Below are 17161 nucleotides of genomic sequence, written 5' to 3' on the forward strand. Positions count from 1 at the left end.
CAGGCAGTGGCCACAGGAAATTCAGCACAGACAGGCAGGCGCAAGACACGGGATGTACCGGTCAGGCTGGAAACGCTGGAGAGATGAGATAAACGATCAGCAACTGAGGCTGAAAACAAACGGGTTGCTGACAGAAAGCAGCAACTGGGAGGCTCCATCAGGGTGTTCATATAAACCTTTAGTAAATTGGGGATGCAATCCTACAGCGCAATCAGAGTTTTCTGAGTAACAGACTTATTACAAAATTTGACTGAGCTATCAAGAGCGGCCGACGTCGGCAGCAAGGTCTAAAGTAGTTCGCCATTACCATCACAACGGATAAATCACTTATGAGCGTTCTGGTTCGAGCGGCCCGTGCCGAAGATGCAGCGGCCATCAGCAAGGTGGTGATCGCTGCACTTCGCCAGTCCAATGCCCTGGACTACCCGCCCGACGTCATCGCCCGGGTGGAGCAAAGCTTTGCGGCCCCACAGATCCTGGGCTTGATCATCCAGCGTCAAGTCTATGTGGCAATTCTTGATGGGGCCGTGGTCGCAACGGCAAGCCTGGACCAGCAGGTAATTCGCAGTGTATTCGTCGCTCCCGGCCACCAGGGCACGGGAATCGGCAAGCAGCTTATGGCCAGAATCGAATCCGTTGCAGGGCAGCATGGCCTGCAAGAGTTAAGGGTGCCCTCTTCGATCACCGCCGAAGGCTTTTACGCCCGCCTGGGTTTTGAAAAAATCCGCGACGAATTCCACGGTGCCGAACGCACCGTCATCATGCTCAAGCACCTGGCACCCTAGCCTGTTGCGCCTGCTCTGCGAACCACTGCAGCACCCGGGAACAGGCCGGGTGTCCGGCGGCCAGGGGCTGTGGGCACAACGAGTAATTGCCGCCGGTTTTCAATGGCTCGCCAAACGGAATCACCAGCACCCCGCGCTGGATCGACTCATCGGCCAGAGTCATGTCCGTCACTGCGACCCCAAGCCCCCGGGCCGCAGCATCCAGTGCCAGCTCATCGAGGTTGAACGGGATGTGACGATAGCTCTCCAGGGGGTTGCCGTGATTGGCTGACAGCCAGTCGATCCACGCCTGCTTGTCGGCCGAACGGTGCAGCAACGGGAAACCTGCCAGGTCATCCATTGACGTCAGCGGCCCCAGATCCGGGGAGCAAACCGGCACCAGTGCCTCATCGAACAGCACCAGACAGGCCGGGTCAGCGCGGGGCTCCGGCAGATAGAGGATGTAGGCATCACTGTCGCTGGCGGGCTCAACGATCTCGGTGGCAACGGTTTCGATCGACAGGGCTATGTCCGGATGCTGCAAGTAGAAGTCACTGAGCTTGGGCAGTAACCAGCGCACGGCCAGGGAGACGTGCATGCGGATACGAAACGGACGCTTTTGCGGTGAAAGACGATCTTCCAGCGCCCGCAACTGCGCAAGAATGGTGCGCGCGCTGCCCAGCACCTCTTCGCCTTCAGCCGTCAGGTGCACGCTGCGACTGTTTCTGGCGAACAGCGGTACACCGAAATGCCCTTCCAGTTGCTGGATCTTGCGACTGACTGCGCTCTGGGTCAGACACAGCGCCTGCGCCGCTAGGGTGAAGCTGCCCGAATCGGCAACTGCAACCAGCGCCTGCAGGCCCTGTAGAGACGGTACGTGGCTAATTGTATCCATGCATTTTTGGAATCGATCAATGAATTTATAACGTTGGTTATATCACCGTGTTCGTCATAAATTCCAGCTATAGAGGGCGCCACCTGATAACAGCCATGCAATTTGCGCATGTATTCACCCAAGCAGGAGGCGCCGCAACCGTTGAATGAGGTGTTACGTGAAAAATCAATGTGGCTGGATTGCCCTGGCAGGAACCTCCCCGGGCCGCGATCACCTCAAGGGGCCGGAAAAAGCTGACTGGCTGATTATTGGCGCCGGTATCACCGGGCTCAGTGCCGCCCATTCCCTGGCAGAAATGTACCCTGAGGCGCGTATTGTCGTGGTCGATCGGCAGCGCGCAGCCCAGGGGGCCTCAGCGCGCAACTCCGGCTACGCGGTGTCCCACGAAAACCCCGGCGATGATGAGCTGATCGGCCACAGCGGCTTCGCCGGTTTTGAGGTCGACTCTGCAATCGGCTGCGCCGCCGGCGAAGAAGTACGCAAGCGCATCAGCCGCCACGGCATTGAGTGCGAATACCGCGATTCGGGTTACTACTTCGCGGTCAATGATCCCGCCAAGCTGACCCACATCGAAGCCAAGCTCAAAACCCTCAGTGCCGTGGGGGCCTCGGCACAGTTTCTGGAGGGCGGGCAACTCGCCCAAAAACTGGGGACCCGTCACTATCGGGCGGCGATCTGGTGCGGTAATGGCAACGCTCTGCTGCAGCCGGCGAAGTACGTCAAAGGCCTGCTGGATGCTCTGCCAGCCAATGTCAGCGTATTCGAGAACACCGAGATCAGCGGCCTCGAACCCGTGCGCGGCGGCGTGCGTGCCATTGGCACCCAAGGCAGCATCGAGGCCGGACAGGTTCTGGTGTGCCTCAACGCTTTCATTCCGCGCGCCGGGATCGACAACAGCGCCACCTTCCCCATGGAACTCAGCGCCAGCCTGACCCGCCCCCTGTCAGACCGGGAGTACGCGGCCATCGGCAGCGTCGAGCCCTGGGGCGTACTTTCCACGCGCCCCCTCGGCGCAACCGTACGCCTGACTCCGGACCGCCGGGTGATGATCCGCAACACCGCCGAATACCGTACCAAAGACCTGTCCGACAGCGATTTGATACAGCGGCGCAAACACCACGCGCTGGGCTTGCAACGACGCTTCCCGGGGCTCACCGAACAAGACATTGACTACACCTGGACCGGCCACCTGAGCGCCACACGCAGCGGCCAGCCTTATTTCGCCAAGGTCCAGGAACGGGTGTTTGCCGTCGCCGGCTGCAATGGCTCCGGCGTGGCACGCGGCACCCTGTGGGGCCGGTTGCTGGCGGAAATGGCCAGTGGCGCCAGCTCCCCGCTGTTGCAGTCAGTCATGGACCGGGCACGGCCGGGCTGGCTACCGCCGCGCCCGTTCTTCGACATCGGCGCCGTGTTGCGCATGCGCGTGGAAGCGGTCAGGGCCAGAACCGAAATCTGATGCACTGTGACGAAAAAAATAAAAGCTCCTCGAAAAGGTGATTGAACATGCACATCAACACGATTTCCCTGGCGGTCATGCTGGCCGCGTTTTCGGCAGCCAGCTACGCAGACGAGACAGTCAATATCTCCAACTGGAACGGCTATATCGCGGATGACACCCTGCCCTCGTTTACCAGGCAAACGGGGATCAAGACGACTTACGATATCCACGACAGCAACGAAGTGCTGGAGTCCAAGTTGATGACCGGCAACACCGGTTATGACGTGGTCAGCCCGTCCAACCACTTCCTGTCCCGGCTGATCAAGGCGGGGGCCATACAAAAGCTCGACCGCAGCCAGTTGCCCAACTGGAAAAACCTCGACCCGGTGCTGATGAAAAAGCTCGAGGTGAACGACCCGGGCAACCAGTACGGCTTCCCCTACATGTGGGGTACTGCAGGCATCGGCTATAACGTGGACAAGATCAAGCAGATCTTCGGTACCACCGATGTCACGCAGTCCTGGAGCCTGTTTTTTGATGAGAACAACATCAAGAAGCTGAGCCAGTGCGGCGTCGCAATCATCGACAACCCGACCCAGGTGCTACCTGTCACCCTTAACTATCTAGGCCTGCCGCACCACAGCCATGACCCGCAAGACTACAAGAAAGCCGAACAGGCTCTGCTGAAAATCCGGCCTTACGTTCAGTACTTTCACGCATCGAAGTACATCAGCGATCTGGCCAACGGCAATATCTGTGCAGTGATAGGTTTTAACGGCGATGTGGTGCAGGCAGCCGCCAGTGCCAAGGAAGCCAGGAACGGGATCAACATCGCTTACTCGGTCCCCAGGGAAGGCTCCACCTTGTGGATGGACATGGTGGTCATGCCCAAAAGCGCGCCCCATGAAAAGAACGCCTACACCTACATGAACTACCTGCTCACGCCCCAGGTGATTGCCGATATCAGCAACAACATCCACTACGCCAACCCCAACCTTGCAGCGGATGCCTATCTCTCGTCAGAGGTGAAACAGGACCCGGCCATCTATCCGTCGAAAGAAGTGATAGACACACTGTTCACGGTCGAGGACCTGCCGGCCAAAATTGCCCGGCTCACCACGCGCCTGTGGACCAAGCTGAAGACCAATACCTGAGTCGGCAAGCCCCCTGCAGGAGCGAGTTTGCTCCTGCAGCTTGGGTTTATTCATAACGCTCTTGCGGCTCACCTCGAGACCGAAGACGAATCCCTTCTGTGCTTTTTCGACCCAGCCACCAGCCACGCCAGCATGCCGAATAATGGCACGAAGATAATGACCGCCACCCACATCAGCCGACTGCTTGCAGGGGCTGCGCTTTTAAGCACGCGGCTGATGGTCCAGAACTCGATCAGCAGCAGGATAATGGCCAGTACGACCCAAATTTGCTCGATTTGCATGCATCACCTCCCAGGTTGTAAAGCTTTAGGTGGGGGCATGCCGCGAGGGTTCATTGTTTTTTCAGTGCTGCGAGCCTGGGCGTTGCCAGTCACAACATAAAGCGGTCAGTCACATTGCGCCGCTCATTGTCATCGCGCACGTCATAGCTGACGGTGGTCGCAATGTTGGCGTGGTGGGCCAGTTTTTGCGCAATGGAAACGTCGTACTCTTCGATCACCCGGGTGATGAATGAACGGCGAAAGTCATGGGGCATGATGTCGACCCCGACCTGCCGGCCGCGCTGTTTGGCGATGTAGTAAATCGCATGCTTGGTAAGGCGCTCGCGGGTGATGTGATTGCCGCGACGAATCCGGTTGAACAAGAAGTCGTCGTCACTGGCTCCGTCCGGCAGGTTGTCCCGTCGAAACGCCAGCCACTGCTCGAGCTTTTCAAAGGCCCAGGCCGGAGCGAACTTGATCAGCTCCTTGTTGCCTTTACCCACCACCCGCAGACTGCGCTCCTCAACATTCACCTGCCACAGGTCCATGTTCACCGATTCCGACTTGCGCATCCCCGAGCCATACAAAATTGCAATGATCGCCGCATCCCTCAAGCCCTGGGGGCGCGGGTCGGCAGCACAGACATCCATCAGTTCACGAATCAGGGTACGGCGTAGATTACGGCCCTTGGTCAGACGCGAACCACCTCCCGCCTTTACCGCACGGATCTTCAACAAATGATCCTGGGTGATCAGGCTTTGTTGCCAGGCCTGATTCATCACGCCGCGGATGGCATTCACGTACAGCGAGGAGGTATTGGGCGCATAGCCATCTGCGCGCAGTGCAGACACCAGCGCGGTGATATGCCCCGGCTGCAGTTGATGCCACGGAAACTCATCGATGGCGACATCCTCAGCCCCCAGGCGATCCGCCGCCTCCTGCAATACATAACGCATGGTCTGACGGCTCGATGGCGCAAGACGCGCAAGGTAAAGCGCAACAGGCGTTTGAACCTGAGTTAATGCAATGGCTGAAACCTGCGTTGCTGCGGGGTCAATAGTCGACAAAACCAATCTCGATACGGGGCTGAAACAGTCCCTAATATAACCCAAACCTATAGATTGTCCGTGCAGTTATAGCGTTTAGGTGATGGCAGCACCATCGGGCAGCAGCCGCAGCTACAGCCCGGATGCAACCCGTGCTTTTGGACTTCAATGCCTTACATGGCGTTTGCAGACAGAACACTTCGGCGCCCCACTCTTCGGCTATTGAGTTTTATTATTGTCATATTCAAGCGGTGACTGTTTTAAATACACTTTCCCGTTTCTGAACATTGGCTGTACCGCCCTTACTTGTGCCTGTTTAACCTTGACATGAGTTACCTGACTGAGTAGATTGCGCAGGCCGAATTACTTCGGTCTTTTTTAAACCTCACAAAAGAAGCCAATGGACACAGTATCTAGACGCTGTCCGGTCACCGCGAATGCGGAGCTCCGGGCAATTAACCAAGACATTGACAGGACTCGCCTGCACGGCGGGGTCAATTGCGCTAGAGCCTGACGCTCCAACGTAACGACCTCCCCGGCATCAGTCCGGTCACGAGGTGTGTTATGACCTTTAAAACCTTTGTACTACCTGGCGTCCGCGCCTTTAGCTCGAGCATGCGGGTCAAGCTCTGCCGTGAGCCTGCTTTTGCTCGGCAATCCCCCTTCTCCACTGCCGTTCCCGGCGCAAAACCTGTGCACCGCCAGGTGCATTGGCGGGTCAGCCCCGGCACAGGGCAACTGGAACAGCGCTGGAGCATCAACGAATCCCAGGACCCTCCGTGTTGTGGCACCGTTCGCCTGCTTGCCCGCGCCCCGAGTTTCTACACAGCCGCTCGCGCCGGATAAGCACGGTTTAATCGAGCGCAGAACCTTCTGCAAAGAAAGTTCTGCCATCGATTAACTTCCGCCTGATAAACATCGTTATCTGACTGCTGTTCTTTATGAACCAGATTGGAAGTTTCCTGTTGCCCGCTGATTAATAGCGCTGTTGTAACGAAACATACAACTGCACCTAAAACTTATTTAAACCGATCGCCGACTTTCGCACCGGACGACTGCTATTTGCCTTCAGAAAGGCAAGTCGCATGTATGTCCGGATTAAAACAGGCGACAGGAGCAGCCCCTATGAGCGCATTGAAAACCCCCAAAGCACTGGATAAAAACAGCGCTGCAGACCGTGCAAAACTGTCCATGCGTGCCGCACGTGAAGCACAGAACGGACTGTCGGCGACCCTGGCGAACGTCAAGGCCACCACCGACGGCCTGACCCTGCTCGAGGCCTCGAAACGCCTGCAACTGGAGGGTTACAACGAGGTGGCCCACGACAAGCCGCCCCATGCGATCGTGCAGTTCCTGCTGGCACTGCATAACCCTTTCATCTACGTCCTGCTGACCCTGGCGGTGATCAGCTTTTTCACCGACTACTGGATTCCGCTGCGTGACGGTGAAGAAAGCGACCTGACCAAAGTCATCATCATCGGGTTGATGGTCGGCCTCAGCAGCGTGCTGCGGTTCTGGCAGGAGCACCGCTCGGCCAAATCCGCCGAAGCGCTCAAGGCCATGGTCCGCACCACAGCCACCGTACTGCGCCGCGAAAAGGACGGTGCCAGGCCCCGGGTGCTTGAAATCCCGATGCGCAATCTGGTGGCCGGCGATATCGTGCAACTGTCCGCCGGAGACATGATCCCCGCGGACATTCGCCTGATTGAATCCCGCGATCTGTTTATCAGCCAGGCCGTACTCACGGGCGAAGCTTTACCCGTGGAGAAATACGACACCCTGGGAGACGTCACACAAAAGTCCGCCTCCGGCATGGCAGCCGACCAGAGCAACCTGCTGGACCTGCCCAACATCTGCTTCATGGGCACCAACGTAGTAAGCGGTACAGCCCGCGCCGTGGTGGTTGCCACCGGCCCCCGGACCTATTTTGGTTCGCTGGCCAAAGCCATCGTCGGCTCGCGCTCGCAAACGGCATTCGATCGGGGAGTCAACAGCGTCAGCTGGCTGCTGATCCGCTTCATGCTGGTCATGGTGCCCATTGTCTTTTTCCTCAACGGGTTCTCCAAGGGCGACTGGGGCGATGCCTTAATGTTTGCCCTGGCAGTGGCGGTCGGCCTGACCCCGGAAATGCTGCCAATGATTGTCAGCGCCAACCTGGCCAAGGGCGCCACCGCCATGGCCAAACGCAAAGTGGTGGTCAAGCGCCTGAATGCGATCCAGAACCTCGGTTCGATGGATGTGTTGTGCACCGACAAGACCGGCACCCTGACCCAGGATCACATCATCCTTGAGCACCACGTGGACGCCACCGGCAAGCGCGATGAGTCGGTACTGGCCCTGGCCTGGCTCAACAGCCATCACCAAAGTGGCGTGCGCAACCTGATGGATCAGGCGGTGGTGCAGTTCTCTGCACAGGACCCAAAGTTCAAAGTGCCGTTTGCCTACCGCAAGGTCGATGAACTGCCTTTCGACTTCGTCCGCCGACGCCTGACGGTCGTGGTCAAGGACAAACGGGGTGACCACCTGCTGGTATGTAAAGGCGCAGTAGAGGAAATGCTCGCCATCTGCACCCATGTCATGGAAGGCACCGCCAGCGTTGCGCTGGATCCTTTGCGCCGCCAGCAGTTGCTGGAACTGGCCAGCGGCTACAACGAAGACGGCTTCCGGGTACTGCTGGTTGCCACCCGTGAAATTCCCAAGGCCCAGTCACAAAAGCAATACACCACCGGCGATGAGCGGGATCTGGTCATCCGCGGCTTGCTCACCTTCCTCGACCCGCCAAAAGAAACCGCCGGCCCGGCGATTGCCGCGCTGCAGGCGATAGGGGTAGCGGTAAAAGTACTGACCGGCGATAACGCCACAGTCACCGGTAAAATCTGCCGCCAGGTGGGACTGGAGCCAGGCTCGCCGTTGCTCGGTCCTGAAATAGAGGCCATGGACGACGCCACGCTGCAACTGGAGGTGGAGCAGCGCACGGTGTTCGCCAAGCTCACTCCGCTGCAGAAGTCCCGGGTGCTCAAGGCACTGCAGGCCAATGGTCACACGGTCGGCTTTCTCGGCGACGGGATTAACGATGCACCGGCCCTGCGCGATGCGGACGTGGGCATTTCGGTGGACAGCGGCACGGACATCGCCAAAGAGTCGGCCGACATCATCCTCCTGGAAAAGAGCCTGATGGTGCTGGAAGAAGGCGTGCTCAAAGGCCGCGAAACCTTCGGCAATATCATGAAGTACCTGAACATGACCGCCAGCTCCAACTTCGGCAACGTGTTCTCGGTATTGGTGGCGAGTGCCTTCATCCCTTTCCTGCCGATGCTGTCGATCCACCTGCTGCTGCAGAACCTGATGTACGACATCTCCCAGCTGGCGCTGCCCTGGGACAAGATGGACAAGGAGTACCTGCAAAAACCGCGCAAGTGGGATGCGAAAAACATCGGCCGGTTCATGATCTGGATCGGGCCGACCTCGTCGATCTTTGACATCACCACCTTTGCCCTGATGTGGTACGTGTTCTCGGCCAACAGCGTGGAAATGCAGACCCTGTTTCAGTCCGGCTGGTTCATCGAGGGCCTGCTCTCGCAAACCCTGGTGGTGCACATGCTGCGCACCCGAAAAATCCCCTTCATCCAGAGCACTGCCGCATGGCCGGTGATCATGATGACCCTGATTGTCATTGTGCTGGGCATCTACGTGCCGTTCTCGCCGCTGGGCACCATGGTCGGCCTTGAGCCGCTGCCGCTGTCGTACTTCCCCTGGCTGGTGGCCACCCTGTTCAGCTACTGCTGCGTTGCACAGTTGATGAAGACCCTCTACATCCGCCGCTTCAAGCAGTGGTTCTGAGCTGAATCTGCGGGCGCCGGTCTGGCGCCCGCAAAACAATGAATGTTTGTTATGTGGAGATTCCTTATGTCGGGAACCACTCTGTTACTCAACCTCGCGGGGGCCATAGCCCTGTTGCTGTGGGGTACCCATATGATTTCAACGGCGCTGCTGCGCGGGTTTGGTACCCAGCTGCGTAACTGGATGGGGCGCAACCTGAACAATCGCTGGATGGCGCTGATTTCCGGAATCGGTATTACTGGCGTACTGCAGAGCAGTACCGCCGTCAGCCTGATGGCAACCTCGTTTACCGCCGCCGGCACCCTGGGCCTGGCGCCAGCCCTGGCCGTGATGCTGGGAGCGAACATCGGTTCGACCCTGGTGGTGCAACTGCTGAGTTTCGACACTTCACTGGCGATGCCGGTGATACTGCTGGTGGGTTTTGTGGTGTTTCGCCTGCGCGATGACTCACGCTTTGAAAGCATCGGCTGCGCGCTGATCGGACTGGGGCTGATGCTCCTGGCCCTGAGTCTGCTCAGCGCCAGCCTGGGTCATATGGAAGCCACGTCGGTGTTCCGCGCGCTCATGCAAAGCCTTGAGGGCGACCTGGTCACTGCGGTGCTGGTCGCAGTCCTGCTGACCTGGATCTGCCACTCCAGCGTGGCGGTGGTGTTGCTCATTGCCTCCATGGCCGGTGCCGGCATGATGACCCCGGTGACGGCGCTGGCCTTGATGCTGGGGGCCAACATAGGTGGTGCCTTGCCCTCGGTGTTCAGTGCCGGCTCCCCGGTGGCGCGGCGCCTGCCCGTGGGCAACTTGCTGATTCGTTTGTTCGGCAGCCTGCTGTTGCTGCCGTGCCTGCCACTGATTGCCACACAGCTGGGCCGAACCGATATCGGCCCGGCCCAGCTGGTGGTGTATCTGCATAGCGCATTCAACATCGCCCTGGCGCTGCTGTTTATCGGGCTGACCGAACCCATGGCGCGCCTGCTGAGCCGGCTGTTTGCCGAGCAGCAGAGCCCGGTGGATCCCGGCATGCCGCAATACCTCGATGAAGCCGGGCTGGAAGTGGCCAATATCGGGCTGTCCAACGCCGTACGCGAAGCCCTGCGCCTGGCGGACATGGCCTCGCTGATGCTCAGCCAGGTGCTGCAACTGTTCGAGAAGCCCGATCAGGCCGCCTTCACCAAAGTCCGCCAGCTGGATCACTCGGTGGACCTGCTGAGTGCCGCCATTCGTGCCTACCTGGCGGATATAGGCCATGACGGGCTGAGCGATCATGACGCCGACCGCGCCCAGGAAATCCTGATGTTCGTGATCAACCTCGAACATGCCGGCGACATCCTCAACAACCTGGCGCAACTGGCCATCCGCAGAACCCGCCGTGGCGAGCACTTTTCCAGCTTCGAGCTGCGCCATATCCAGGCCATGCACCAGGCCCTGCAGGACAGCCTGAACCTGGCAGTGACCGCCTTCATGGGCGAAGACGTGCTGGCAGCCAACACCCTGGTCAGCCACAAGGACACCGTGCGCAAGCTGGAAGCCAGGGCCAGTCGCGAGCATTTTCGTAAATTGCAGAATGACAAAACGGCCTGGGCCGAGTCCGGGGATATTTTCCAGCGCGTGCTGCGCGACTATCGGCGGGTTCATCACCATATTGCCGCCCTCGGCTACCCGGTGCTGGAGCGCTGCGCAGAACTCAACGGCTTCGTCGACCACAACTCCAGGGACACTGACCCGTGCGCCTCTTGATCTGTGCCGGGCGCCATTACGCCGACACCCTGATGTGCCTGCGCGTACTGGATGCCTACCAGGCCATCAATGGCGTGAGTGTGCTGATTCACGGCGCCAGTCCGTATCTGGGCAGCGCCGTGGAGGACTGGGCGCGCGAGGCGGGAGTCGATGTGGTGCGCTACCCGCCGAACTGGAAGATGTACGGCAAGCAGGCCGAGCGCCGGCGCAATCGATTCATGCTCACGGACAGTCGCCCGGACGTGGTCATTGCCCTGCCCGGGGGAGATGACACCTGTGCGCTGATCAGCCGGGCCAGAGCGGCCGGCATTCATGTTGTAACGGTTAACAACTGACCTTTATCGATTCCACTCAGGAGTTTTACCCATGACTGAAGTATCCCGTTCAGCAGCCGTTCGCCATTGGGTCGGCGCTTCGATGAGCATCGCCCTGACCCTTGGCCTGGTCTCCAAAACCTGTGCATCCGGTGGTTCATACGTGGTCGACGACGGCGCAATCAACAGCCCCGGCGCATGCAACATCGACGCCTGGTTTACCAGCAACCGTCACCACAGCGCCACCCACAATGCAGTCATTTCCCAGGGCTGTACTTCGCACAACCTGCCCTGGCTGCAATGGGGAGGCGCCATAGAGCAAGGTCACAGCAACGACGGCACCGCCCGACAGTTGAGCCCGCAACTCAAGGCGCAGCTGTATTCAAGTCTGGACCAGAGCCTGGAACTGGCGCTATCGGGCGAGGCCCGCTTTGCGCTGAACCGGGCCCACAGCTATGACGGCACCGACCTCAACCTGCCGCTCACCTGGCAACCTTTCGCGCCCCTGCGACTCAATCTTAACGGCGGCTGGAGCCATGCCTGGAACGACGGCAAGCAGAGCCACCGACTGACCTGGGGTAGCGGCTTTGAATATGCCGTTACCAACTCGCTGACCCTGATTGGCGAACGCTACGGCGAAGAAGGCGGCGAGCAGTCCTGGCAGACAGGTCCCAGGTTCCACATAGGCTCTGCCGTGGATCTGGACCTGGTGCTCGGTCGCACCCTGAACCGCGACCGCGACCGCTGGCTGACCACCGGGGCTACCCTGCGTTTCTGAGGCTCAGCCGCTAAAACCCCCGGGCCAACAGAATGGCCACCCCCAACAGCATGATGGCTGTGGCCCGTTGCAACAGAACTTGTCGCGACGGGCTTTGCAGCACCCGCCGCACCCGCTGGCCGAAGTAGCAATACAGGCAGCCGCTGGTGAACTGCAACAGCAAGAACACCAGCCCCAGTACCGCCAGATCCAGCGCCCGGGTGGCACTGCCCTGCCCGGCAAACTGCGGGAACACGGCACTGAACATGACAATGGTTTTGGGGTTGGCAAAGCCGGTGAGCAACCCCTTGGCGAAACGCCCCCTGAAGCTGCTATCCAGGGACTCGGCAGGACGCTCCAGCAACAGTGCCCGACTGTTCCATTGCCGATAGGCCAGATACAGCAAATAGGCCACGCCGATACATTGAATGACGCGACTGATCAGGGGATCGCCCTTGACCAGCTCGGCAAATCCGACGGCAAAAATCAGGATCGACACCAGATACGCAGCGCTGGCGCCAAGCTGCACCGGCATTGAGCGCTTCAAGCCTTGCTGCATGCCGAAGCCCATCAACAGTAAGGTCATGGGCCCGGGACTAAAGGTCATGGTGGCGCAGAAAAACAGAAAGTAGAGGAAGGACGCGAGTGTCAGTTGTGTGGCCATTATCTTAATCAGATCCCGAAACCATTGCTCGAACACCTGCGAGCGGTTCCGCAGTTTAGGTGGCGCAGCCCGGCATGGGCAGATCAAGCCCCGACCAACTTGACCGTACTTTACTGGTAGCATGACCGGTAAAGTACGAGGTCATTGATGCCTATCCCCACGATTGAATTCCAGCCCGGCACTCCCAAAGTCCAGCAGATTGTCGAAGCCATGAACCAGGCCATTACCCAAGGTCGCCTGAACCCGGGGGCCAGACTGCCCTCCGCCAGGGAAATGGCCCTGAGCTGGGGCGTCAGTAAATTCACCCTGATTGAGGCTCTCGATCGCTTGCGTGGACAGGGCCGGATCACTTCAAGCCAGGGCCTTGGCTACTTTGTCGCGGCCAGGGCTGCGGCTGCAGAACGGGCGAGCGCGCTTGATCTGTTACCGCAAGACCTGACCAGTGTCCTGCGCCGCTCATTGACCGGCGCCAGCGGCGCCATGCGCCCCGGCAGCGGTCATCTGCCTGAAAGCTGGCTGGAGCCCAGCGCCATGCGTACCCACCTGCGCCAGCTCAGCCGCTCGCCGGGGCTGCGCCTCACCGGCTATGGCGATCCGGCGGGTTACCTGCCATTGCGTCTGGCACTCCAGCAAAAACTGCTGGGCCAGGGCCTGGACGTTGCCGTCGAGCAGATCATCACCACCGCCAACACCGTGCAGGCACTGGACATGTTGTTGCGCTTGCGGGTGCGTCCCGGCGATACGGTGCTGCTGGACATGCCCTGCTACTTCAACTTCCACGCCAATCTGGCGTTGCACGGGGCACGGGTCGTGACCCTTGAGCGCACTCCCCAGGGGCTGGATCTGCAAGCGCTGGAGCAGCTGTTTGAACAGCACCGGCCGAGCCTGTATCTGACCACAGGCCTGCTGCATAACCCCACCGGCCATTCCTTTTCTCCGGCCCAGGCCTACGGCTTGCTGGAGCTGGCCAAGCGTCATGACTGCCATATCATCGAGGACGATCTGTACGGCGACTGGCACCCGGACCCGCCTCCGCGGCTCGCGGCCCTGGCCGGGATCGAACACGTCACCTACCTCAGCGGTTTTTCCAAAACCCTGAGTGCCAATCTGCGGGTGAGCTATGTGGTGACCTCGGCGCAGGCAGCCGCCAACCTGACCCATCTGAAACTGATGTGCGGCGGTATCACCTCGGAAATGTTCGAACAGGTCGTCTGTTCGATGCTCACTGACGGCACCTATCACAAACACCGCAAGCGGGTGATGCAAGGTCTGCTGACCAGCGGTGCGCGGGTGGCCAGCTGGTTGCAAGGCCTGGGGTTCACCCTCAATGCACCTTACACCGGGGGCCTGTATATCTGGGCCACGCTCCCCGCCGCACGGGACGCCGCAACCCTGGCCCAGGAGGCGCTCGCCCGGGATCTGGTGCTGGCGCCGGGCATCCTGTTCGGCTTTGACCCCGCACTGCGCCACTGCATGCGTTTTAACGTGGCCCACACCGACAAGCCCGAGGTGATGGCTGCCTTGGCAGCGCTGCTGGATTAGCCCAGGGCCATTGCTTCCCTATGCCACACCGAGTGAGCTATAAGTCAGGCCGGACATAAAACTGTCCCGCCCACCGATGGGCGCGGGCAGCCAAAGAGCTAACAATCAGCCACCGGAAGACCTTCATGTCGATTTTTGAGCAAGGCCTTGAGCCCAATGCTGTCAACCATATTGCCCTGTCGCCGTTGAGCTTTATCGAACGCACAGCCAGTGTCTACCCGGACTACCCCGCCGTGATCCACGGCTCGATTCGCCGCACCTGGCTGCAGACTTACCAGCGCTGCCGGCGTCTGGCCAGTGCGCTGGCCGCTCGCGGGATTGGCAAGGGCGATACCGTGGCGGTGATGTTGCCCAATATCCCGGCCATGCTCGAAGCCCACTTTGCGGTGCCCATGCTCGGCGCAGTGCTCAATGCACTTAACGTACGCCTCGACGCCGAAGCCATTGCCTTCATGCTGGCCCACGGCGAAGCCAGGGTGTTGATTGCCGACCGTGAATTCCATGCCGTGATCCATGCTGCCGTGGCCATGCTTGATCATCCACCGCTGATCATCGACGTGGATGACCCGCAATACGGCGAAGGCCAGCCGGTCAGCGCACTGGATTACGAGGCGCTGCTGACCGAGGGCGACCCTGACTACCCGTGGCAATGGCCGGCAGATGAGTGGCAGGCGATCGCGCTCAACTACACCTCCGGCACCACGGGCAACCCCAAAGGCGTGGTCTATCACCACCGCGGGGCCTACCTTAACTCCCTGGGCAACCAGATGGTCTGGGCCATCGGCAATCACCCGGTGTATCTATGGACCTTGCCGATGTTCCACTGCAACGGCTGGTGCTACCCGTGGATCATCACGGCCCTGGCCGGCGTGCACGTGTTCCTGCGCCGGGTTGATCCGCAACGAATTCTCAGTCTGATCCAGGAGCATCAGGTCACCCATATGTGCGGCGCGCCGATTGTGCTCAATGCCCTGACCAACCTGCCGCTATCCGCCAGGGTTGCCATCGATCATCCGGTGAGTGTGATGGTCGCGGGTGCAGCACCACCGGCCCAAGTGATAGGTGCGGTGGAAGAAATGGGCATCAAAGTCACCCACGTGTATGGCCTGACCGAAGTCTATGGCCCGGTGACCATTTGCGCCTGGCATGAGCAATGGGATGCCCGGCCACTGGCCGAGCGTGCGCAGATCAAATCCCGCCAGGGGGTACGCTATCCGACGCTGGAAGGGGTAATGGTTGCCGATCCGAAAACCCTGGTACCGACCCCGCGGGACGGAGAAACCATGGGTGAGATATTCATGCGTGGCAACACCGTTATGAAGGGTTACCTGAAGAACCCCAGTGCCACGGCGCAAGCCTTTGAGGGGGGCTGGTTCCATACCGGGGATTTGGCCGTGTGCCACCCGGATGGCTACATGGAGATTCGTGACCGACTCAAAGACATCATCATTTCGGGTGGCGAAAACATCTCGACCATCGAAGTTGAAGGCGTGCTTTATCGTCATCCCGGGGTACTGGAAGCGGCGGTGGTCGCCCGCCCGGATGAAAAGTGGGGCGAAACGCCCTGTGCCTTTATCACCCTCAAGGATGACCACCAGCAGGTGCTCGAGCTGGATATCATTGCTTTTTGTCGCCAGCACCTGGCGGGATTCAAAGTGCCGCGCACGGTAGTGTTTACCCTGCTGCCCAAGACCTCGACCGGCAAGGTCCAGAAATACCTGTTACGCGACATGGCCAAGGCCCTGTAGTCGCTGCCGAGGAACTTAACAAGCTTGCACAAGCCCGACATGAAAACGGCGGCCTGTTCAGGGCCGCCGCTTGATGCTGCTGTGTTGATCCCTGTCTCAGATACTCAACTCGTCCAGCAACAGCACTTCACGATGCTCGATCAAGTCAGCAACAGCTTTGCCCATCGCCAGGTAATGCGCTGTGGTTTTGTGGTGCTCAATGGCCGCCATGTCCTTCCAGCCTTCGATGAATACAAAACGCTCGGGATTGGAGCGATCTACATGCAGGTCATAGAAAAGACAACCGGCTTCAGCCCGTGATCCGGCCACACATGCACTCAGCGCCTGTTTAACAGCCGGTCCATGACCAGGCTTGGCACTTAAGGTGGCAACAATTTTGATAATTCTGGACATATACGATTCCTGCAGCTTGCGGTGACTTAAACGTTCAGTAGTTGGACAATTTTGTCTTTGATCTGGAGCCTTTGCTCCTTGAGTTTCTTCAAGACCTCATCCGGGACACCAATGGCCTCCCCGGCCTCCGCTTCAATGACCTCGGCATCCTTCTCGGCATATTGCACAAACAACTGGTTCAGATGAGCGTTTTCGCTGCGACACTTGCTGACAGCCTCTTTAGTGAGTCCCAAGTCTTGCAACAAATCGTGTTTGACTGGCATATCTGCACCTCTTAGACGTTTCGGTGACGATTCCAGACTCTTTAAATGAGTCCGCTCAAGAGGCTCAAGCCAACACCCCCACCTAAGCAATAGCACGCAACAGGTCACCGAGAAAGCCAGGCGTACACATAAGCGTCTTCGCCTGCGTACAGAGGGCTGAATTCCACGCCCGCAAACCCGCTTTAAACGCGACCCCTCAAGGCGCCAATTAAATGCCGACGGAAAAATAGGCGGTATTTTTTTGACGACATGTGACTGGAATCATAGTCTCGGATGATTTTTCAGTGATACGATGCGCATCTGCCTACATGCTCTAATTTTAACTACTACTCTTCCAGAGCATTGCTTACAA

Annotated in this window: 15 protein-coding genes; 9 read left to right on the forward strand and 6 right to left on the reverse strand. The window is 59.2% G+C overall.

The window, feature by feature from the left end; genetic code table 11:
• Positions 1–329 precede the first annotated feature (329 nt).
• A complete protein-coding gene (locus B195_RS12065; RefSeq protein ID WP_003445651.1) occupies positions 330–785 on the forward strand; it encodes a GNAT family N-acetyltransferase in 456 nt (151 codons plus the stop codon).
• Here B195_RS12065 and B195_RS12070 read toward each other — a convergent pair.
• Positions 766–1659, reverse strand: a complete 894-nt coding sequence (locus B195_RS12070) for a LysR substrate-binding domain-containing protein (RefSeq protein WP_003445654.1) — start codon at positions 1657–1659, stop codon at positions 766–768. The genes B195_RS12065 and B195_RS12070 overlap by 20 nt on opposite strands.
• 157 nt (positions 1660–1816) lie before the next feature.
• Here B195_RS12070 and B195_RS12075 point away from each other — a divergent pair, with 157 nt between their 5' ends.
• Positions 1817–3115: an FAD-binding oxidoreductase gene (locus tag B195_RS12075; RefSeq protein WP_003445657.1), complete on the forward strand. Its 1299-nt coding sequence runs from the start codon at positions 1817–1819 to the stop codon at positions 3113–3115.
• Between the two features lie 47 nt (positions 3116–3162).
• Complete coding sequence (locus B195_RS12080; RefSeq protein WP_003445659.1) at positions 3163–4251, forward strand: polyamine ABC transporter substrate-binding protein; 1089 nt, start codon at positions 3163–3165, stop codon at positions 4249–4251.
• Between the two features lie 68 nt (positions 4252–4319).
• Here B195_RS12080 and B195_RS12085 read toward each other — a convergent pair whose 3' ends face one another.
• The gene (locus B195_RS12085; RefSeq protein WP_003445661.1) at positions 4320–4532 is read right to left on the reverse strand and encodes a PLD nuclease N-terminal domain-containing protein; all 213 of its coding nucleotides are present in this window, start codon (positions 4530–4532) and stop codon (positions 4320–4322) included.
• A gap of 89 nt (positions 4533–4621) precedes the next feature.
• On the reverse strand, positions 4622–5467 hold the full coding sequence (xerC, locus tag B195_RS12090) for a tyrosine recombinase XerC (protein WP_003445663.1): 846 nt from the start codon (positions 5465–5467) through the stop codon (positions 4622–4624).
• Between the two features lie 1215 nt (positions 5468–6682).
• On the opposite strand from xerC, the gene mgtA reads away from it, so the two are divergent.
• The 4 genes from mgtA to B195_RS12115 all read left to right on the forward strand — a co-directional run bounded on the left by mgtA (position 6683) and on the right by B195_RS12115 (position 12220).
• Positions 6683–9397, forward strand: coding sequence for a magnesium-translocating P-type ATPase (mgtA, locus tag B195_RS12100; protein WP_003445666.1), 2715 nt, complete (start codon positions 6683–6685; stop codon positions 9395–9397).
• 66 nt (positions 9398–9463) lie between these two features.
• On the forward strand, positions 9464–11128 hold the full coding sequence (locus tag B195_RS12105) for a Na/Pi cotransporter family protein (RefSeq protein ID WP_003445667.1): 1665 nt from the start codon (positions 9464–9466) through the stop codon (positions 11126–11128).
• The gene (locus B195_RS12110; protein WP_003445668.1) at positions 11116–11463 is read left to right on the forward strand and encodes a DUF2493 domain-containing protein; all 348 of its coding nucleotides are present in this window, start codon (positions 11116–11118) and stop codon (positions 11461–11463) included. Before B195_RS12105 ends, B195_RS12110 begins: the two co-directional genes overlap by 13 nt.
• A gap of 31 nt (positions 11464–11494) precedes the next feature.
• On the forward strand, positions 11495–12220 hold the full coding sequence (locus B195_RS12115) for a hypothetical protein (protein ID WP_003445669.1): 726 nt from the start codon (positions 11495–11497) through the stop codon (positions 12218–12220).
• Positions 12221–12230: 10 nt separating this feature from the next.
• Here B195_RS12115 and B195_RS12120 read toward each other — a convergent pair whose 3' ends face one another.
• Positions 12231–12863, reverse strand: a complete 633-nt coding sequence (locus B195_RS12120) for a LysE family translocator (protein ID WP_003445670.1) — start codon at positions 12861–12863, stop codon at positions 12231–12233.
• A 147-nt stretch (positions 12864–13010) separates the two neighbouring features.
• Between B195_RS12120 and B195_RS12125 the strand changes: the two genes are divergently transcribed.
• A complete protein-coding gene (locus tag B195_RS12125; protein WP_003445671.1) occupies positions 13011–14405 on the forward strand; it encodes a PLP-dependent aminotransferase family protein in 1395 nt (464 codons plus the stop codon).
• Positions 14406–14530: 125 nt separating this feature from the next.
• The gene (locus B195_RS12130; RefSeq protein WP_003445672.1) at positions 14531–16153 is read left to right on the forward strand and encodes an acyl-CoA synthetase; all 1623 of its coding nucleotides are present in this window, start codon (positions 14531–14533) and stop codon (positions 16151–16153) included.
• Positions 16154–16249: 96 nt separating this feature from the next.
• Here the strand turns inward: B195_RS12130 and B195_RS12135 are convergent, their stop codons facing one another.
• Positions 16250–16546 carry a putative quinol monooxygenase gene (locus tag B195_RS12135; protein WP_003445673.1) on the reverse strand — a complete coding sequence of 99 codons (297 nt, stop codon included), beginning with the start codon at positions 16544–16546 and terminating at the stop codon, positions 16250–16252.
• Positions 16547–16572: 26 nt separating this feature from the next.
• Positions 16573–16809: a YdcH family protein gene (locus tag B195_RS12140; protein WP_003445674.1), complete on the reverse strand. Its 237-nt coding sequence runs from the start codon at positions 16807–16809 to the stop codon at positions 16573–16575.
• Positions 16810–17161: the final 352 nt, after the last annotated feature.

Origin of the sequence: Pseudomonas sp. Lz4W (assembly GCF_000346225.2) — a bacterium.
Classification (GTDB): Bacteria; Pseudomonadota; Gammaproteobacteria; order Pseudomonadales; family Pseudomonadaceae; genus Aquipseudomonas; species Aquipseudomonas paraversuta.